The sequence below is a fragment of the Sphingobium sp. genome (assembly GCF_033795625.1).
Taxonomy (GTDB): Bacteria; Pseudomonadota; Alphaproteobacteria; order Sphingomonadales; family Sphingomonadaceae; genus Sphingobium.
In genome coordinates, this window is the sequence record NZ_JARYGI010000023.1 from 1 (window position 1) to 17,273 (window position 17,273).

At 61.9% G+C, this 17,273-nt stretch carries 21 protein-coding genes and 1 pseudogene; 2 read left to right on the forward strand and 20 right to left on the reverse strand.

Going from position 1 to position 17,273, the window contains the following annotated elements; all coding sequences use genetic code 11:
- Window positions 1–43 precede the first annotated feature (43 nt).
- Window positions 44–373 (reverse strand): recombinase family protein, encoded by a 330-nt coding sequence (locus QHC67_RS12140; protein WP_319294673.1) that lies wholly within the window; start codon window positions 371–373, stop codon window positions 44–46.
- Between the two features lie 75 nt (window positions 374–448).
- On the opposite strand from QHC67_RS12140, the gene QHC67_RS12145 reads away from it, so the two are divergent.
- Window positions 449–829, forward strand: coding sequence for a hypothetical protein (locus QHC67_RS12145; protein WP_009820572.1), 381 nt, complete (start codon window positions 449–451; stop codon window positions 827–829).
- A gap of 140 nt (window positions 830–969) precedes the next feature.
- Window positions 970–1,260, forward strand: coding sequence for a helix-turn-helix transcriptional regulator (locus tag QHC67_RS12150; protein WP_091738346.1), 291 nt, complete (start codon window positions 970–972; stop codon window positions 1,258–1,260).
- Here the strand turns inward: QHC67_RS12150 and QHC67_RS12155 are convergent.
- The 19 genes and pseudogenes from QHC67_RS12155 to rpsN all read right to left on the reverse strand — a co-directional run bounded on the left by QHC67_RS12155 (window position 1,232) and on the right by rpsN (window position 17,252).
- Entirely contained in the window at window positions 1,232–2,488 is a 1,257-nt protein-coding gene (locus QHC67_RS12155; RefSeq protein ID WP_319294691.1) for a tyrosine-type recombinase/integrase, read from the reverse strand. The genes QHC67_RS12150 and QHC67_RS12155 overlap by 29 nt on opposite strands.
- Window positions 2,489–2,781: 293 nt before the next feature.
- Window positions 2,782–4,341, reverse strand: a complete 1,560-nt coding sequence (gene guaA / locus QHC67_RS12160; RefSeq protein ID WP_319294693.1) for a glutamine-hydrolyzing GMP synthase — start codon at window positions 4,339–4,341, stop codon at window positions 2,782–2,784.
- 45 nt (window positions 4,342–4,386) lie between these two features.
- Window positions 4,387–6,589: pseudogene (locus QHC67_RS12165) on the reverse strand (prolyl oligopeptidase family serine peptidase).
- Between the two features lie 97 nt (window positions 6,590–6,686).
- Window positions 6,687–7,112 (reverse strand): 50S ribosomal protein L17, encoded by a 426-nt coding sequence (gene rplQ / locus QHC67_RS12170; RefSeq protein ID WP_319294695.1) that lies wholly within the window; start codon window positions 7,110–7,112, stop codon window positions 6,687–6,689.
- Window positions 7,113–7,234: 122 nt separating this feature from the next.
- The gene (locus tag QHC67_RS12175) at window positions 7,235–8,299 is read right to left on the reverse strand and encodes a DNA-directed RNA polymerase subunit alpha (protein WP_319294697.1); all 1,065 of its coding nucleotides are present in this window, start codon (window positions 8,297–8,299) and stop codon (window positions 7,235–7,237) included.
- A 113-nt stretch (window positions 8,300–8,412) separates the two neighbouring features.
- A complete protein-coding gene (gene rpsK, locus QHC67_RS12180; RefSeq protein ID WP_104953188.1) occupies window positions 8,413–8,802 on the reverse strand; it encodes a 30S ribosomal protein S11 in 390 nt (129 codons plus the stop codon).
- A gap of 66 nt (window positions 8,803–8,868) precedes the next feature.
- Window positions 8,869–9,237 (reverse strand): 30S ribosomal protein S13, encoded by a 369-nt coding sequence (gene rpsM / locus QHC67_RS12185; protein ID WP_319294699.1) that lies wholly within the window; start codon window positions 9,235–9,237, stop codon window positions 8,869–8,871.
- A gap of 189 nt (window positions 9,238–9,426) precedes the next feature.
- Entirely contained in the window at window positions 9,427–9,612 is a 186-nt protein-coding gene (locus tag QHC67_RS12190) for a hypothetical protein (protein ID WP_319294701.1), read from the reverse strand.
- Window positions 9,613–9,724: 112 nt separating this feature from the next.
- Window positions 9,725–11,080 carry an NADP-specific glutamate dehydrogenase gene (gene gdhA / locus QHC67_RS12195; RefSeq protein WP_319294703.1) on the reverse strand — a complete coding sequence of 452 codons (1,356 nt, stop codon included), beginning with the start codon at window positions 11,078–11,080 and terminating at the stop codon, window positions 9,725–9,727.
- 111 nt (window positions 11,081–11,191) lie between these two features.
- The gene (locus tag QHC67_RS12200) at window positions 11,192–11,731 is read right to left on the reverse strand and encodes an SRPBCC domain-containing protein (RefSeq protein ID WP_319294705.1); all 540 of its coding nucleotides are present in this window, start codon (window positions 11,729–11,731) and stop codon (window positions 11,192–11,194) included.
- A 33-nt stretch (window positions 11,732–11,764) separates the two neighbouring features.
- A complete protein-coding gene (locus QHC67_RS12205; RefSeq protein WP_319294706.1) occupies window positions 11,765–12,436 on the reverse strand; it encodes an adenylate kinase in 672 nt (223 codons plus the stop codon).
- 46 nt (window positions 12,437–12,482) lie between these two features.
- Window positions 12,483–13,847, reverse strand: coding sequence for a preprotein translocase subunit SecY (secY, locus tag QHC67_RS12210; protein ID WP_319294708.1), 1,365 nt, complete (start codon window positions 13,845–13,847; stop codon window positions 12,483–12,485).
- 197 nt (window positions 13,848–14,044) lie between these two features.
- A complete protein-coding gene (rplO, locus tag QHC67_RS12215; protein ID WP_319294710.1) occupies window positions 14,045–14,587 on the reverse strand; it encodes a 50S ribosomal protein L15 in 543 nt (180 codons plus the stop codon).
- A 141-nt stretch (window positions 14,588–14,728) separates the two neighbouring features.
- Window positions 14,729–14,908 carry a 50S ribosomal protein L30 gene (rpmD, locus tag QHC67_RS12220; protein WP_319294712.1) on the reverse strand — a complete coding sequence of 60 codons (180 nt, stop codon included), beginning with the start codon at window positions 14,906–14,908 and terminating at the stop codon, window positions 14,729–14,731.
- Window positions 14,909–14,914: 6 nt separating this feature from the next.
- Window positions 14,915–15,640 (reverse strand): 30S ribosomal protein S5, encoded by a 726-nt coding sequence (rpsE, locus tag QHC67_RS12225; protein ID WP_319294714.1) that lies wholly within the window; start codon window positions 15,638–15,640, stop codon window positions 14,915–14,917.
- Between the two features lie 2 nt (window positions 15,641–15,642).
- Window positions 15,643–16,002, reverse strand: coding sequence for a 50S ribosomal protein L18 (gene rplR / locus QHC67_RS12230; protein ID WP_319294716.1), 360 nt, complete (start codon window positions 16,000–16,002; stop codon window positions 15,643–15,645).
- 3 nt (window positions 16,003–16,005) lie between these two features.
- Window positions 16,006–16,539 (reverse strand): 50S ribosomal protein L6, encoded by a 534-nt coding sequence (rplF, locus tag QHC67_RS12235; RefSeq protein WP_319294718.1) that lies wholly within the window; start codon window positions 16,537–16,539, stop codon window positions 16,006–16,008.
- Window positions 16,539–16,934 carry a 30S ribosomal protein S8 gene (gene rpsH / locus QHC67_RS12240; protein ID WP_230189087.1) on the reverse strand — a complete coding sequence of 132 codons (396 nt, stop codon included), beginning with the start codon at window positions 16,932–16,934 and terminating at the stop codon, window positions 16,539–16,541. Before rpsH ends, rplF begins: the two co-directional genes overlap by 1 nt.
- 12 nt (window positions 16,935–16,946) lie before the next feature.
- Window positions 16,947–17,252 carry a 30S ribosomal protein S14 gene (rpsN, locus tag QHC67_RS12245; RefSeq protein WP_104953177.1) on the reverse strand — a complete coding sequence of 102 codons (306 nt, stop codon included), beginning with the start codon at window positions 17,250–17,252 and terminating at the stop codon, window positions 16,947–16,949.
- Window positions 17,253–17,273 lie beyond the last annotated feature (21 nt).

Below are 17,273 nucleotides of genomic sequence, written 5' to 3' on the forward strand. Positions count from 1 at the left end.
TGCTTGATCATCTCGTCGGTCTCCTGTTGCGAGCTCTAATCGCTCAGGTGACCGGCGCAAAACCGTTACAAGTCCACCGGCCCCAGCGGCTCACGTCATAGACAAGGATCGCTTTGAAGTCGGTCTGACCGCCTCGCACGTCGGCGATGAGCTGCTGAAGCGATAGCCGACCATCGAGCCGAAGGCCGCTCTTGCCCGAGTCCTCGTAGGTCTTCACGATCTCGAAGCCACGCCGAGCGGCGTATTGGGCGATGATTTCGGCCTGGTTCTCGGTCGAATATTTCTGATGCTCCGTCGACATGCGGACATACTGCGCAGCGCGCACCGGAGGTCGCGGCGATGCTTCAGCAGTGACCGACTCCGATAGGTTCATCACACCGGCTGCTTTCGTTTAGGCTCCGAGCGGACAGGTTCGACTTCCCACCAAATCTATTGGGAGTCAGAACGAATGTCGTTCTCCGAGAAAGACCGAAAACTTCAGTCGAAAACTGGAAATTCTTTTCCGTCGCCCCAACCTAACGAGCCCCTTGCCGCCGCAATCGCCGCTGCGCTGAAGGCGGAATTTGGCAACACGCCCTCTGCCCACAAGACAGTGGCGCAGCTCACGCGCTCAAACGAGCGCGCGGTTCGGAACTGGTTCGAGGGCAAAAACAGCCCCAGCGGGGAGAACCTGGTAATCCTGATGCGTCACTCTGATCTCGTCCTCCGCACGATGCTCAGCTTGGCGGATCGGCAAGACTTGGTTTTGGCGATCGGTCTGGCGAGCCTGCGACGACAGCTTGTTGACGCCGTCGCGGCGATCGACGGACTGCCCCTCGCGCCTGACTAAGGGCTACGGGACGACAAGAACGACCCCGCCGATTTGTACGCCATTGCCGCCGCGAGCCCTACGCCGGTGCGTTCGCTCTTTTCATGTCGGGTCTATCGGCTCCAATCGGCATCAGACGCTAATCTCGTTGGAGTAGAGTTATGTCGACGAAATCTGAGGCCCTCAAAAAGCGGATGATCCGCCGCCATGAGCTTCGGCAGATCGTACCGCTGGCCGACACCACTATCTATGAGATGGAACAGCGCGGCGAATTCCCTCGTCGCTTCGCGCTCACTCCGCGCTGTGTGGTGTGGGATCTGGCCGAGGTCGAAGCCTGGCTGACCGAGCGCCTGGCGACAGCCCGGCGATCGCCAATCGACCGCGCGCCGCATCCCGATGTGCGCAAGCGCAAGGCGCGCCCCGTCAAAGCGCCGGATCAGGCGCGAGCATAGGCATCGAGGGCGGAATCAGGACCGGCACGCGCTTCTGCCCCGCCACCCAAGCATCGATGATATCAGACCATTCCTGCATCATATGCCGGCGCTGATGCTCGTACTCCGCCTTGTTGTAGACGCCGCGCGAGGACCGCCCATCTTCATGAGCCAGGCACTTTTCGATCCAGTCGCTGTTGAACCCCAGTTCGTTGAGCAGGGTCGATCCGGTCCGGCGCAAGTCATGTACCGTGAACGGCTCCAGCGGTAAGCCTTCCTTCTGCGCGCGCTCCACGACAGCATAGGTGACGCGGTTGAAGGTCGCCCGGGACATTGGCGCATCCGCATCATACCGAGACGGCAGAAGGTAGCGCGAGTTGCCCGCGCAGGTCTTCAACGCGATCATGATGTCGAGGCATTGCTGCGAGAGATAGACGTTATGCGCCTTGGATCGCTTCATGCGCTCCTTGGGGATCGTCCACACGGCGTTCTCGAAGTCGACCTCGTCCCAGACCGCATCCTGCAGCTCGCTCTTACGCACCATCGTCAGCAGGAAGAGGCGCATCCCGAGTCGGATCGTTGGCAGCGTCGCCACATGGTCGAGCTGCTTGAGCATCACGCGAATTTCCGTCGGCGACAGCGACCGGTCCTTTGGAACGAACGTCGCGATCGAGGCGGGGCCGACATCGTCGGCTGGATTGGCGACCTTCTCGCCGTGCAAGATCGCAAATCCGTAGATCTGCTTGAGGATGTCGCGGACATGGATCGCAGTCGCCGGAGCGCCGCGATCGACGATCTTGCCGCAGTGGGCGCGCAGATCATCCGGCGTGATTTCTGTCAGCAGCCGATTCTTCCAGACTGGCAGAAGCTCTCGTTCGAAGATCGAACGCCGCATTGCGCGGGTGCTGTCCGCCATCGGCGCCTTCACCAACCAGCGCTCACCAAACTCACCGAAGCTCTTGGCCTCCTTGATCCGGCGTTTGTCGCGCTGCTTTTCCTGGGCAGGGGACATGCCTTCGAAGACTGCACGTTTAGCGTCGATCGTCGCTTCACGGGCTCGAGCAAGGGACAGACCGGAGGGACCGTACTTCCCGAGCGTCAGCGTCTCGCGTCGCCCATGCAGCCGGTAGTCCAGCCGAAACGTCAGCGTCCCGGAGGTTGAGACCTGAACATAAAGGCCGTCACGGTCCGTGACCTTGTATGCTTTTTCGCGTGGTTTCAGGTTCTTAAGGGCAACATCGGTGAGCATACCGACCTCCTCTACGCAAAATACCGTCAGGCGATTTTCGGCCATTTTCGCCGACATTATCGCTTGATTTACAATGGCTTAGTGCGGACGAAATACCGTCACTGGCTTCAATACCTCTGACGGTATCGCTGAATTGGGCCAAGTGCAAGTTTGCCGGATACCGTCACGCATGACGCCAGGGCCAATCGCTGCTCCGCGATTGACCTCGATAGATAACGTGAGATAATCTTTTTATTTCAATGCTTTGGCGGAGCTTTGCCGATTGATCGCGATAGCCAAAAATGGCCCCTGAATCATTCCCACTCGATCGTGCCGGGCGGCTTCGACGTGTAATCATACACCACGCGGTTGATGCCCTTTACTTCATTGATGATGCGCGTGGCGACGCGGCTCAGGAAAGCGGCGTCGAAGGGGTAGATGTCGGCGGTCATGCCGTCGGTGCTGGTGACGGCGCGCAGGGCGCAGACGCTGTCATATGTGCGCAGGTCGCCCATTACGCCGACCGTGCGGACCGGCAGAAGCACCGCGAACGCCTGCCAGATGGCATTGTACAGGCCCGCCGCACGGATTTCCTCGAGGTAGATCGCGTCGGCCTTGCGCAGGATGTCGCAGCGTTCCTTGGTGACTTCGCCGGGGATGCGGATGGCAAGGCCCGGTCCGGGGAACGGATGGCGGCCGACGAAGATGTCGGGGAGGCCCAGTTCCTTGCCCAGCACGCGCACTTCGTCCTTGAACAATTCGCGCAGCGGCTCGACCAGCTTCATGTTCATGCGTTCCGGCAGGCCGCCGACATTGTGGTGGCTCTTGATGGTGACGCTGGGGCCGCCGGTGAAGGAGACGCTCTCGATGACATCGGGATAGAGCGTGCCCTGCGCCAGGAAGTCCGCGCCGCCGACTGCGCGGGCCTGCTCCTCGAACAGTTCGATGAAGGCGCCGCCGATGAACTTGCGCTTCTTTTCGGGGTCTGTGAGGCCCGCGAGACCGCCGAGGAACTGCGCTTCGGCGTTCACATGTACGAGCTTTATGCCGTAATGTTCGCGGAAGAGCGAGACCACCTGCTCCGCCTCGCCGAGCCGCATCAGGCCGTGGTCGACGAAGACGCAGGTGAGCTGGTCGCCTATGGCTTCGTGGATCAGCACGGCGGCCACGGCGGAGTCGACGCCGCCCGACAGGCCGCAGATGACACGGCCGGAGCCAACTTGCGCGCGGATCTCGGCGATCTTGGTCGCGCGGAACTCCGCCATCGTCCAGTCGCCCGCAAGGCCGCAGACGTGGCGGGCGAAGTTGGCGATCAGCTTGCCGCCGTCGGGCGTGTGGACGACTTCGGGGTGAAATTGCATCGCGTAGAAGCGCTTGGCTTCGTTGGCGACGATGGCATAGGGCGCGCCTTCGCTGGTGGCGACGACCTCGAAGCCTTGGGCGAGGCGCGTGACCTTGTCGCCGTGGCTCATCCATACCTGATGCCGCTCGCCCGGATGCCACAGGCCATCGAACAGCGCGCAAGGCTTGTGGACTTCGATGAAGGCGCGGCCGAATTCGCCGCTCTCGCCGCCTTCGACATTGCCGCCGAGTTGCTGCATCATCGTCTGCTGCCCGTAGCAGATGCCGAGGACCGGCACGCCTGCATCGAAGACAGCCTGCGGAGCGCGGGGGCTGTCCTCCCACATGACCGAGGATGGGCCGCCCGACAGGATGATGCCCTTGGGCTGCATGCGCTCAAAGGCTTCCGCGGCGCTGTTGAAGGGAGCGATCTCGCTATACACCCCCGCCTCTCGCACGCGGCGGGCGATGAGCTGCGTAACCTGGCTGCCGAAATCGACGATGAGGATGGAGTCGGGGTGCTGGTCTGTCATGGCTGCCCGATAAAGATGGCGGGCCGACCTGTCCAGTAGCGTGCCCTATTTGACGGGATCGGTGATGGCTAGGCCAGTCCAGTTCGCGATGAAGGCGTACATGTCGGAAAATTCCTCGATGATCTTGTCCGTCGGCTTGCCCGAGCCATGGCCGGCGCGTGTTTCGATGCGGATCAGGTGCGGTTTGGCGCCGATCCTGGCGGCCTGCAGCGCGGCGGCATATTTGAAGCTGTGGCCGGGCACTACGCGATCGTCAGTGTCGGCGGTCGTGACCATGATCGCGGGATAATCCTTGCCCGCCATGATGTTGTGATAGGGGGAATAGCTGTAGAGCAGCCGGAAGTCGCGGCGCTTGGAAGGGTAGCCATAATCGTCTACCCAGTACCGCCCCGCCGTGAAACGGTCGAAACGCAGCATGTCCATGACGCCGACGCCGGGGAGCGCTGCGGCGAACAGGTCCGGGCGCTGGTTGACGACCGCGCCGACCAGCAGGCCGCCATTTGAGCGGCCCTCGATCGCGAGCTGGTCCTGGCCGGTATAGCCATTGGCTTTCAGGAACTCGCCCGCGGCTATGAAATCGTCGAACACGTTCTGCTTGTTCTGGCCGCGCCCGGCATCGTGCCACGCCTTTCCAAATTCACCGCCACCGCGGAGATTGGCGATGGCGAGCGCCCCGCCCTGCTCCAGCCAGGCGAGCCGCGTGGCCGAGAAGCCGGGCGTGATCGAGATGTTGAACCCGCCGTAACCATAGAGCAGCGTCGGGGCAGGTTTCGATGCGAGTGCGATGTCCTTCCGACGGATCAGGAACATCGGGATCTTCGTGCCGTCCTTTGATGGGTAGAACAGCTGCTCGGTAACAAAATTCTGTGGGTCGAAGCCCAGTTCCGGCTGCGCGAAAATGCTGGTCGCGCCGGTCGCCGTGTCATAGCGATAGATGGTCGAGGGCATGGTGAAGCTGGAGAAGCTGAAGAAGGTTTCGGAGTCGCCAGCCTTGCCCGAAAAGCCCGCCGCGGTTCCCACGCCCGGCAACGGCACGTCGCCTACTGCCCGGCCGTCCAGTTCGAACAGTTGCGCCACCGTCTTGGCGTTTTCCATATAGGCAAGGATGATGCGCTCGCCGATCAGCGATCCGCCGGTCAGCGTGTCGGGCTGTTCCCGGACCACCTCGAAAGGCGGCGCGGCGGGGTCGGCGGCGTCGAGCGTGACGAGGCGCATACGCGGCGCGCCTTTGTCAGTGATGAACCAGAGCGTGTCGCCCCTGCTCCCGACCAGCCGCCATTCATTGTCGAGGCCCTTGACCAGTGTGCGCGGGGCAATCGGTGCGTCGCGCCAGCCGCCGGAGCGACACCAGCGTCACTTCCTGCTTTTCATCCGTGCCCGACATCGATGTGATGACGAGCCATTTGCCGTCATCGGTGACTTTGGCGCTGTGGCCAAGCTTCGGGCGGTCCGGCGTCTGGTAGATCAGGAGGTCGTCCGTCTGCGGCGTGCCGACGCGGTGATAATAGACCTGCTGATTTTCGTTCAGCGACTGGAACGCCGCCCCCTGCGCGGGCGCGGCGAAGCGCGAATAGAAGAAGCCCTGCCCTTCCGCGTCCCAGCTGAGGTCCGAGAACTTGACCCATTCCACGCGGTCGCCCAGCGTCTTGCCGTTGCCCGCGTCGATCAGGCCCAGGGTGCGCCAGTCGGTGCCGCCGTCCTGCACCGAGTAGAGGAGATAGCGGCCATCGGGCGAAGGCTTCCATTCGGCAAGCGCCGTGGCATGGTCCTTCGACATCGCGTTGGGGTCGAGCAGCATCCGCTGCTTGCCGGTCAGCCCTTCGCGCACGAATAGCGGCGACTGGTTCTGAAGGCCCGTATTATAGGTGTAGAAATAGCGGCCGCCCGCCTTGGTCGGCGTGGAAAACCGGCCATAGTCGTAGAGCTTCGCCATCCGGCGCTTGAGAACATCGCGACCCGGCAGCGTGCTCAGATACTCCTGCGTCACGGCATTCTGCGCCGTCACCCACTCCCGCACGGCCTCATCCTGCCGCACGTCCGCTTCCAGCCAGCGATAGGGGTCCAGGACCTTCGTGCCGAAATGATCCTCGACGAGATCGAGGCGGCGAGATTGCGGATAAGAGAGCATCGCTTCCTTCATGATCGTCGCCGTGCTGGGCTTGTCCAAAGGACCCTCGGCCAATGCAGGCGTTAGCGCAAGCAGCGCGGGCGCAAGGGTCAGCGCGCGCAGCACGCCAAGAGACGACATGATTGTTCTCCCAAAACAATTCAGGCCGCAAGCTTATAAAGCTGCGGCCTGTTTGTGAAGCGATGCGCCGCCGGTTAAGCCCCGGCAGCGAAAAGATTCATGCTGCCTCGTATTCGTCCTCGTCCGCCGTCTGGACCGGACCGGAGTCCTGCCCCTTGGCGCTGACGTCGCGGTCGACGAATTCGATGATCGCGATCGGAGCGGCGTCCGAGGCGCGGATGCCGGCCTTGATCACGCGGGTGTAGCCGCCAGCGCGATCCTTGTAGCGCTCGGCGAGGACCTCGAACAGCTTGACCAGCTGCGCATCGTCCAGAAGACGCGAATGCGCGAGACGACGGTTGGACAGGCCACCCTTCTTCGCCAGCGTGACCAGCTTTTCAACGTAAGGACGCAGTTCCTTAGCCTTTGGCACGGTAGTGGTGATCTGCTCGTGCTTGATGAGAGCAGCGGCCATGTTGCGGAACAGGGCCGCGCGATGGCTGGAGGTACGTTGCAGCTTACGGCCGCCTACGCGATGACGCATGATAACTTCCTTTTCGTTCGTTCAGGGACCGTTCGAGGTATCCCGGACCAGGCGGTGCGGATAAGGGCCACCGCCCAGAGCCCAATTCGTCACCCCAGCGGAGGCCAGGGTACCGGAATGTTTTAGCCGAGCAGTTCCTGCTCCAGCTTCTTCGCCATTTCCTCGATATTCTCGGGCGGCCAGCCCGGAATATCCATGCCGAGGCGCAGACCCATGGACGAGAGCACTTCCTTGATCTCGTTCAGCGACTTGCGGCCGAAGTTCGGCGTGCGCAGCATCTCGGCTTCGGTCTTCTGGACCAGATCGCCGATGTAGATGATGTTGTCGTTCTTGAGGCAGTTTGCCGAACGCACCGACAGCTCCAGCTCGTCCACCTTCTTGAGAAGATAGCGATTGATCTGGTTCGTATCGCCTTCGCTCTCCGACGCCGTAGCGACGGCATGGCCACCCGTGGACGGCGCAGCGGTGGGTAGCGCGTCTTCGAAGTGGACGAACAGCTGCAACTGATCCTGGAGAATGCGCGCAGCGAAGGCCACGGCATCTTCGGGAGTCACGGTGCCGTCGGTCTCGACCGTCAGCGACAGCTTGTCATAGTCGAGTTCCTGACCGACGCGAGTGTTGTCGACCTTGTATGCCACCTGACGAACGGGCGAATACAGCGCATCCACAGGGATCAGGCCGATGGGAGCGTCGGCGGGACGGTTGGCGACGGCGGGGACATAGCCCTTGCCGACATCCGCCGTCAGTTCCATGTTCAGCGTCGCGCCTTCGTCGAGATGGCAGATGATGAGGTCCGGGTTCATCACTTCGATGTCACCCGAAACCGCGATATCTCCGGCCGTCACTTCGGCAGGGCCAGTCGCGGAAAGCTGCAGCCGCTTGGGACCGTCGCCTTCCATGCGCAGGGCAACCTGCTTCACGTTCAGCACGATGTCGGTGACGTCTTCACGCACGCCGGCAAGCGAGGAGAATTCATGCAGCACGTTTTCGATCTTGATCGAAGTGACCGCCGCGCCCTGAAGCGAGGAAAGAAGAACGCGACGCAACGCATTGCCGAGCGTCAGACCGAAACCGCGCTCCAGTGGTTCGGCAACGAACGTCGCCTTGCGCCTGGAGTCGCCGCCCGCCTTGATCTCAAGAGCGTTGGGCTTCTTCAATTCCTGCCAGTTCTTCATGTTGACAGTCATGTAATTCCCCTGGGAATGTGGCGGGGGCCGCTCCGCTGCGTCAGTGGAAGTGCCCCGGCCGATTCAAAAGTGGATGTGCGACGCGTCCGCCGCACACCAGAACGGCTTTGGCCTTAAACGCGGCGACGCTTGGACGGGCGCACGCCGTTATGCGGGATCGGCGTAACGTCCCGGATGGAGGTGATCGTGAAACCGACCGCCTGCAGCGCACGAAGCGCGGATTCACGGCCCGAACCGGGGCCCTTCACTTCGACTTCCAGAGTGCGCACGCCATGTTCGGCCGCCTTGCGCCCTGCATCTTCCGCGCAAACCTGAGCGGCATAAGGCGTCGACTTGCGCGACCCCTTGAAGCCCATCGTGCCGGCGGAAGACCAGGAGATCGCGTTGCCCTGGGCATCGGTGATCGTGATCATGGTGTTGTTGAAGCTGGCGTTCACATGCGCGACGCCGGAGGAGATGTTCTTGCGCTCCCGCTTCTTAATGCGCTGGGGTTCCCGTGCCATTTTATATCCTACTCAAAACTGGAAAAAAGAAAGTGCTCTTGAAGCCCGTGAAAACAGGCGAGCGCCTTACTTCTTCTTGCCGGCGATTGCCTTGGCCTTGCCCTTGCGGGTGCGGGCATTGGTGTGCGTGCGCTGACCGCGAACCGGCAGCCCCTTGCGATGACGCAGGCCGCGATAGCAGGCCAGGTCCATCAGGCGCTTGATGTTCATTGCGGTGGTGCGGCGCAGATCGCCTTCGACCTGATAGCTCGCGTCGATCGCTTCGCGGATCTGCAGAACTTCGGCGTCGGACAGATCCTGTACGCGGCGGCTCTGGTCGATGCCCAGCTTGTCGGCGATGTCGACGGCGGTCTTGCGGCCGATGCCGTGGATGTAGGTGAGCGCGATGATAACGCGCTTGTTGGTCGGGATGTTGACGCCCGCAATACGTGCCATGTAACTAATTCTCCTGCTCCACGGGGCGTGTGGCAGCGCCCCATCTCAAAGCTTCGATGTGAACCCCCGGACGCAAAAAAGACGGCCAGCGCATCTGCACTGCCGCAACCAAGCGTGTCGGGATTGGCTGCCCTTAATGAGTCGCCGCCGGACTGTCAAGCAGCGCGTGGCCCGCGGATACTCCGCCGCCTATTCGTGCGGCCGCAAGCCGCGATTGAGAGTCTCCACGACCTCCGCAATCGGCTCGGTGACTGTCACGCTACGCCCTTCGCCGAAACGGATGCGCGTGCCATCGGTCACTGAGGATACGAACGTCACTTGCGCTGCATTCACTGCCGTTTCCGAACGATCCGTTCCGATAAACGTCACGATCATGGCATCCTCCTTGTTGTTGGACAGGTAGGATAGCGCTGAAAATCGAATTGAACAGCCCGATGCTGTGGCCTTGTCCGGTTCCGCCTTGCCGTGAGGCGGAACCGGAGCAGGATCAGACTACGCCATAGGCAAGCATGGCGTCGGCAACCTTCTTGAAGCCCGCGATATTGGCGCCCTTCACATAATCGACATAGCCGCCGCCCTGATCGCCGTAAGCGACGCAGCTGCTGTGAATGCCTTCCATGATGTCGAGCAACAATTGCTGCAATTCGGATTCCCTCCAGGAACGGCGTTCGCTGTTCTGGCTCATTTCGAGGCCCGAGACGGCGACGCCACCGGCATTCGCTGCCTTGCCCGGCGCGAACAGGATCTTCGCGTCCTTGAAGACGTGCACGCCCTCAAGGTTGGTCGGCATGTTGGCGCCTTCCGCAACCGCGATGCAGCCGTTCTTGACCAGTTCCCTTGCGTCCTCGCCCAGCAGCTCGTTCTGGGTCGCACAGGGCAGCGCGACATCGCAAGGCACGCCCCAGGGGGCTTTGCCTTCCGTGTAGGTGGCGCCCGGATATTCGGCCACATAGTCGGCGATCCGGCCGCGACGCTTGGTCTTGTGCGCCTTCACCCAGTCGATCTTCTCCTGCGTAATGCCATCAGGATCGTGGATGAAGCCCTGACTGTCGGACAGCGTCAGGACCTTCCCGCCAAGCTGCACGATCTTCTCGGCAGCATGGGTCGCGACATTGCCGGAGCCGGAGATGACCGCCCTCTTGCCGGAAAGGTCCTGCCCCTTGGTCTTCAGCATGTTGGCAAGGAAATAGACGGCTCCATAGCCGGTCGCCTCCGGACGGATCAGCGACCCGCCATATTCCAGCCCCTTGCCGGTCAGCACGCCAGTGAACTGATTGGTGATCCGCTTGTACTGGCCAAACATATAGCCGATCTCGCGCGAGCCGACGCCGATGTCGCCTGCCGGGACGTCCACGTCAGCACCGACATGGCGATACAGCTCGGTCATGAAGCTCTGGCAGAAACGCATAACCTCATGGTCGCTCTTGCCCTTCGGATTGAAGTTCGCGCCGCCCTTGCCGCCGCCCATGGGGAGGCCGGTCAGCGCGTTCTTGAAGGTCTGCTCGAAGGCCAGGAATTTAAGAACGCTTTCGGTCACGGAAGGGTGGAAGCGAATGCCGCCCTTGTACGGACCGATCGAGTTGTTGTTCTGCACGCGCCACCCGCGGTTGACGCGAATGTTGTGATTGTCGTCTTCCCACGTGACGCGGAAGGATACGATCCGGTCGGGCTCGGCTATGCGGCGCAGGATCTGGTAATGGTGATATTGCTCTTTGTCGGCGATGAAGTCGTAGATGTCTTCGGCAACTTCCTGCACGGCCTGAACGAATTCGTCCTGCCCCGGATTGCGCTTCCGGACGCCTTCTATGAATGTGGACAGGTCGACATGATCTGAAACGGCCACTCTGCTCTCCCCTTATACGATCCAGTGGCGACCCGCGTCACCCGATCCGAGTCGAGCAATCATTCGTTGCGGGAGTGTATCAGCAAATTCGGGCCGGGCACGTGGTTTCACTTAGGGTGCGCGCTTTTCCGCTGCGGCTTTCAGGCCGTGAAGCTGCTGCGCCATCACCTGATCGACGATCGGCGCGACTGCTGCGGCGCCACCCCGAATATGGCCACCGACGACATAGCTCATCGTGACTTTTGTGCCCTGCCCGGCTGGCTCCAGCGTGAAGGTCAGCGTGCCGACTGCCGCCTCTGCCTGCAACGGGCCGAGAGCGCCGGACAGGCGCAAAGTGCTGGCGGGCTGCGCGTACAGGACGCGGGCATGCTCAACGCTTCCCGCCCCGGTCAGTGCAGTAGCAGGGAGGCTTTCGCAGAAGCAGCCGCCAGCTTGTGGATTTATCGATAGATTGGCGGCCTTGCCCGAATAGCTGTGCGCCGCGACCCACCAGCGCGCCGGCGTGACGAGCACCGCATAAACATCGGCAGGAGACGCCGCGATCTCAACCGTGGAGACGGTATCGAAGCCCGCATCACTGGCGGACGTCACGCTTGCCGTAGCCGAACTCGCCAGAAGCGCCGCACTTGCCAAAGATAGGAAAAACCGCATACCACCCTCCCCGTTGCCGAGGGAGAGCATATTCTAAGCCTGCGGCCTGTCCAGTATCGAAGTGTCCAGTATCGAAGCGATCGCAGAGGACACATGAGCCATGTCGGCCATGCCGTCCACGCGGCTGACGATCCCGCGCGCCTCGTAGATCGGCAGGATCGGCGCGGTCTTGGCGCGATATTCGGCCATGCGGGTGCGGACCGTCTCCTCGTTGTCGTCCGGACGCCGCTTGAACTCCGTGCTGCCGCAGCGGTCGCATATGCCTGCGACCTTGGGCAGCTTGAAGCTGTCGTGATAGCCCTCGCCGCAACTGGCGCAGGTGAAGCGCCCGGTGATCCGCTCGACCAGCGCATCCTCGTTCACTTCAAGCTCGATCACATGGTGCAGCGTGCGTCCGCGCGCGGACAATATCTCATCGAGCGATTCCGCCTGTGCAGCGGTGCGCGGATAACCGTCGAAGATTACGCCGGTGTCAGTGGAGAGATCATCCAGTGCCTCGCCGATGATGCCGGAGACGATGTCGTCCGATACCAGTTGCCCGGCTTCCATGACGGCCTTGGCCTTCAACCCCGTGGGGGTGCCAGCCTTAACGGCGGCGCGCAGCATATCCCCAGTCGAAAGCTGCACCATGCCGCGGCTGTCGACCAGTTGCGTCGCCTGTGTACCTTTGCCGGCGCCCGGAGGCCCGAGAAGGATGATATTCATGCGCGCGCGTCTCCCCTGTTATGTGGCGCGATAATCCCGCTATAGTCTAGCGGATGCGGCCCTTCAGCTTCGCCTTCTTGATAAGATCGCCATATTGATGCGCAAGAAGATGGCTCTGGATCTGGGTTACGGTATCCACCGTTACGTTGACCACGATCAACAAGCTAGTCCCGCCCAGATAGAAGGGGATTCCAGCCCGTGCGATCAGGAACTCCGGAATAAGGCAGATGATCGCCAGATAGGCCGCGCCGATAACGGTAATACGCGTCAGCACGTAATCGAGGTAGTTCTCGGTGTTCTTGCCGGGGCGAATGCCGGGGATGAAGCCGCCATTGCGCTTGAGGTTATCGGCAGTTTCTTCCGGATTGAACACGACGGCCGTGTAGAAGAAACAGAAGAACACGATGCCGAGGCCATAAAGGCCCATGTACAGCGGACTGCCGTGCGACAGATACTGGTTCAGCGACAACACGAAATCGCCCATGCGGCTTTCGCCAGCAACGGTCTGGCCCGCGAACTGCGAGATGGTCAGCGGCATCAGCAGCAGCGAGGAGGCGAAGATCGGCGGGATCACGCCGGCGGTGTTGACCTTCAGCGGTAAGTGGCTGCGGTCCGCCTGCATGATGCCCTGACGCGTCTGGCGCTTGGGATACTGGATCAGGACGCGGCGCTGGGCGCGCTCCATGAAGCAGATGAAGGCGATCAGGCCAAGGCACAGGACGATGACGCCCATGATGAGCAGGCCGGAAATCGAGCCTTCGCGCCCCGAAGCGAACAGATTGCTGAGTGTCACCGGAAGCTGCGCGACGATGCCCGCCATGATGATCAGCGAGGTGCCGTTGCCGATGCCGCGGCTGGTGATCTGCTCGCCCAGCCACATCAGGAACATGGTGCCGCCGATCAGCGAAATGACGGCGGCGACGCGGAACAGCATGCCGGGGTCTACCACCGCCTGCTGCCCGGCCTGTGCGCCGAAGCTCTCAAGGCCAACCGCGATGAAATAGCCCTGAATGGCCGTCAGGCCGACAGTGCCATAGCGCGTATACTGGTTCAGCTTCTTGCGGCCGCTTTCGCCTTCTTTCTTGATCGCCGCAAGTTTCGGCGACAGCGACGCGGACAGTTGCACGACGATCGACGCCGTGATGTAAGGCATGACGCCGAGCGCAATGAGGCTCATACGCTCCAAGCTTCCGCCCGAGAAGGTGTTGAAGATGTCGAGCACACCGCCGCGAGTCTGATTGTACAGCGACGCCAGCACCGTCGGATCGACGCCCGGCAAGGGTACGAAGCTCAGGAAGCGGAACACGATCAGAGCGCCGATGGTGAACCACAGGCGCTTTTTGAGGTCAGTCGCCTGACTGAACTTGGCGAAGCTGATGCTGGATGCAAGCTGGTCGGCTCTCGATGCCATGCGCTTTTCAAACCTTCAAATCTTGTGCGGCGGGCCATGATGTCGGCACCGGACTCGCAAATCCCTTAGCGGGCGAGTGCATGCGTGTCATCTACCATCCTGCATTGGGCGCAGGGCATGGCGACTGACGCAGAAACACCTGACCCCGCCAACCCTTTATCGGGCAGCGGGGTCAGGCATTCAACCCTTGCGGGCGATCACTTCTTGCCTGCAGCCTTTGCAGCAGCGAGCGTGGTGCCCTTCTTGGCCTTCGCCTTGTCAGCAGCCGAGACGGTTTCCAGCACTTCAACCTTGCCACCGGCCTTTTCCACAGCCGCGATGGCCGATGCCGAAGCACCCGCGACCGAGAAGCTGACGCCGCTCGCGGTCAGTTCGCCCTTTGCGAGCAGGCGCACGCCATGCTTGCCGCCGCGCGAAATGTTGGCGGCCCGCAGCGCGGCCTGATCGATCACGGCCTTCGCGTCGAGCTTGCCGGCGTCAATTGCCTTCTGGACTGCGCCGAGGTTTACGGTCGCGAAATCCTTGGCGAAGATGTTGTTGAAACCGCGCTTCGGGATACGCATGTGGAGCGGCATCTGGCCGCCCTCGAACCCGTTGATCGCTACGCCCGAGCGCGCCTTGGCACCCTTCTGGCCGCGACCGGCGGTCTTGCCCTTGCCCGAACCGATGCCGCGTCCGACGCGCATGCGGCCCTTGCGAGCGCCTTCATTATCCTTGATGTCGTTCAGCTTGAAAGTCATGTCATGCACTCGCTTTCGCTTTTGTCGCGCTGCCCCACAAATCGGAGCGGGATGGAGGAGTGTCGCACTACTCCACCCTTCTAAAAAGCGAAAGAGGGGTTTCCCCCTCTCCCGCCGCTTCTTCTCTGACCGGAAAGGCGCTTAGCCTTCCACGATCTCCACCATATGCGGCAGCTTCTTGATCATACCGCGGATTTCCGCGCTATCCTCAAGCTCCACCACGCGGTGCATCTTGTTAAGCCCCAGGCCAATCAGAATCTTCTTCTGACTTTCCGGGCGGCGAATCGGTGAACCGATCTGCTTGATCTTGATGGTTGCCATACTTGCTTACTCCGCAATCGCTTCGGCGTCAGCCTGCGCCACTTCGGCACTGGCCCCACCACGGCGAAGCAGGTCAGCGACCTTCTTGCCACGGCGCTGCGCAACCGACTTGGGGCTGGTCTGCTCGCCCAGCGCCTCGAAAGTGGCGCGGATCATGTTGTAGGGGTTCGAGGTGCCGTTGGACTTGGTCACCACGTCGGCAACGCCCAGGCTCTCGAACACGGCGCGCATCGGACCACCGGCGATGATGCCGGTACCCTGCGGAGCCGAACGGACGGTCACATTCCCCGCGCCGAAATGGCCACGGCCATCATGATGCAGCGTGCGGCCTTCCTTCAGCGGAACGCGAACCATTGCCTTCTTGGCCGCGGCCGTCGCCTTGCTGATGGCTTCAGGCACTTCGCGCGCCTTGCCATGGCCGAAGCCTGCACGGCCCTTGCCATCGCCGACGACGACGAGTGCTGCAAAGCCGAAGCGCTTGCCGCCCTTCACGGTTTTCGAAACGCGGTTGATGTGCACCAGCTTTTCGATCAGTTCTTCGCCCTGATCTTCGTCGCGGTTGCCGCCACGGCGATCGTCGCGACGGCCACCACGGTTGCGGTCGTTGCCGCCACGATTGTTGCCGCCACCCGGACCGCCACGGCCACGACGAGGGCCACGATTGTCTGCCGGGGGCGCACCGGGCGCGTCCACTGCCGGTGCTGCGGCTTCGATGTTATTTTCGTCTGCCATGATCAGAACTCCAGACCGCCTTCACGAGCGGCATCGGCCAGCGCCTTGACGCGGCCATGAAACAGGAAGCCTCCACGGTCGAACACGACCTTGGTCACGCCTGCCTTGGTTGCGGCCGCTGCGATGCGCTTGCCGACTTCGGCAGCCGCGTCCTTGGTGCAGCCGACCTGGCCCCGGACATCCTTTTCCAGGGTCGAAGCGGCAGCGACCGTGTGGCCCTGCGCGTCGTCGATAACCTGGGCATAGATGTGCTGGCCCGAACGGTGGATGGATAGGCGCGGACGCGGGTTCTGGCCCGAGCGTGCCTTGAGGGCGGTACGGACGCGCTGACGGCGCCGATCGAAGAGAGAGAGTTTCGCCATGGCTTACTTCTTCTTGCCTTCTTTGCGGAAGATGAACTCGCCCGCATATTTGATGCCCTTGCCTTTATAAGGCTCCGGCTTGCGCCAACGGCGGATTTCAGCGGCGACCTGGCCGACCTGCTGCTTGTCATTGCCGGTGATGTTGATCGTCGTGTTGTCCGGCGTCGCGATCGTGATCCCCTCGGGGATCGCGAAATCGACGTCGTGGCTGTAGCCGAGCTGCAACTTCAGGTTCTTGCCCTGAGAGTTGGCGCGGTAGCCGACACCCGTGATCAGCAGCGTCTTGGTGAAGCCCTCGGTGACGCCCGTCACCAGGTTCTGCACCAGCGTACGCTGCATGCCCCAAAATGCCCGAGCGGCCTTGGTCTTGTTAGCGGGCTGCACCGAAATGCCGTCGCCTTCGACCGTGTAGCTGATCTCGTCGCGCAGCGGCATGGCGAGGGTGCCCTTGGGACCCTTCACCGAAAGCTGCTTGCCCTCGATGGTCGCAGTGACCCCCGAAGGGATCGCGACCGGCTTTTTACCGATGCGGCTCATCAGAATACCTCCGCCAGCACTTCGCCACCGACATTCTGCTCACGCGCTTCGGCGTCGGACAGAACGCCACGCGGCGTCGAAACGATGGTGATGCCCAGGCCGTTGCGAACGACCGGCAGGTCCTTCGAGCCGGAATAGACGCGGCGGCCGGGCTTGGAAACGCGGGCGACATGCTTGATCGCGGGCTGGCCTTCGAAATATTTCAATTCGATGCGCAGGCCGGGATGCTTGCCCAGGTCTTCCTCGGAATAACCGCGGATATAGCCTTCGCGCTGCAGCACGTCGAGGACGCGCGCACGCAGCTTCGACGCCGGGGACATGACGCTGTCCTTCTTCGCCTGCTGGCCGTTGCGGATGCGGGTGAGCATATCACCCAGGGGATCGGTCAATGCCATGAGTTGATATCCTTACCAGCTCGACTTGGTGACGCCGGGGATCAGGCCCTTGTTGGCCAGATCGCGCAGCTGAATACGGCAGAGCCGGAACTTGCGGTAATATGCACGCGGACGGCCCGTCACTTCGCAACGATTGCGAATGCGTGTCGGATTCCCGTTACGGGGAATCTCGGCCATCTTGAGGCGCGCGATAAGACGCTCACCGTCATCGGCGCTGGTGTCGGCAGCAACTGCCTTCAGCCGGGCATATTTGCCGGCATACTTCTTCACCAGCTTCTTGCGCCGTTCGTTCTTGTTGATGGAACTCAGTTTCGCCATGACTTAAGTTCTCTTCCTTTC

Coding starts and splice junctions, on each gene's coding strand:
- QHC67_RS12140 (WP_319294673.1), bottom strand. CDS start 373: ATGAACCTATCGGAGTCGGTCACTGCTGAAGCATCGCCGCGACCTCCG.
- QHC67_RS12145 (WP_009820572.1), top strand. CDS start 449: ATGTCGTTCTCCGAGAAAGACCGAAAACTTCAGTCGAAAACTGGAAAT.
- QHC67_RS12150 (WP_091738346.1), top strand. CDS start 970: ATGTCGACGAAATCTGAGGCCCTCAAAAAGCGGATGATCCGCCGCCAT.
- QHC67_RS12155 (WP_319294691.1), bottom strand. CDS start 2,488: ATGCTCACCGATGTTGCCCTTAAGAACCTGAAACCACGCGAAAAAGCA.
- guaA (WP_319294693.1), bottom strand. CDS start 4,341: ATGACAGACCAGCACCCCGACTCCATCCTCATCGTCGATTTCGGCAGC.
- rplQ (WP_319294695.1), bottom strand. CDS start 7,112: ATGCGTCATCGCGTAGGCGGCCGTAAGCTGCAACGTACCTCCAGCCAT.
- QHC67_RS12175 (WP_319294697.1), bottom strand. CDS start 8,299: ATGACTGTCAACATGAAGAACTGGCAGGAATTGAAGAAGCCCAACGCT.
- rpsK (WP_104953188.1), bottom strand. CDS start 8,802: ATGGCACGGGAACCCCAGCGCATTAAGAAGCGGGAGCGCAAGAACATC.
- rpsM (WP_319294699.1), bottom strand. CDS start 9,237: ATGGCACGTATTGCGGGCGTCAACATCCCGACCAACAAGCGCGTTATC.
- QHC67_RS12190 (WP_319294701.1), bottom strand. CDS start 9,612: ATGATCGTGACGTTTATCGGAACGGATCGTTCGGAAACGGCAGTGAAT.
- QHC67_RS12200 (WP_319294705.1), bottom strand. CDS start 11,731: ATGCGGTTTTTCCTATCTTTGGCAAGTGCGGCGCTTCTGGCGAGTTCG.
- QHC67_RS12205 (WP_319294706.1), bottom strand. CDS start 12,436: ATGAATATCATCCTTCTCGGGCCTCCGGGCGCCGGCAAAGGTACACAG.
- secY (WP_319294708.1), bottom strand. CDS start 13,847: ATGGCATCGAGAGCCGACCAGCTTGCATCCAGCATCAGCTTCGCCAAG.
- rplO (WP_319294710.1), bottom strand. CDS start 14,587: ATGACTTTCAAGCTGAACGACATCAAGGATAATGAAGGCGCTCGCAAG.
- rpmD (WP_319294712.1), bottom strand. CDS start 14,908: ATGGCAACCATCAAGATCAAGCAGATCGGTTCACCGATTCGCCGCCCG.
- rpsE (WP_319294714.1), bottom strand. CDS start 15,640: ATGGCAGACGAAAATAACATCGAAGCCGCAGCACCGGCAGTGGACGCG.
- rplR (WP_319294716.1), bottom strand. CDS start 16,002: ATGGCGAAACTCTCTCTCTTCGATCGGCGCCGTCAGCGCGTCCGTACC.
- rplF (WP_319294718.1), bottom strand. CDS start 16,539: ATGAGCCGCATCGGTAAAAAGCCGGTCGCGATCCCTTCGGGGGTCACT.
- rpsH (WP_230189087.1), bottom strand. CDS start 16,934: ATGGCATTGACCGATCCCCTGGGTGATATGCTCACCCGCATCCGCAAC.
- rpsN (WP_104953177.1), bottom strand. CDS start 17,252: ATGGCGAAACTGAGTTCCATCAACAAGAACGAACGGCGCAAGAAGCTG.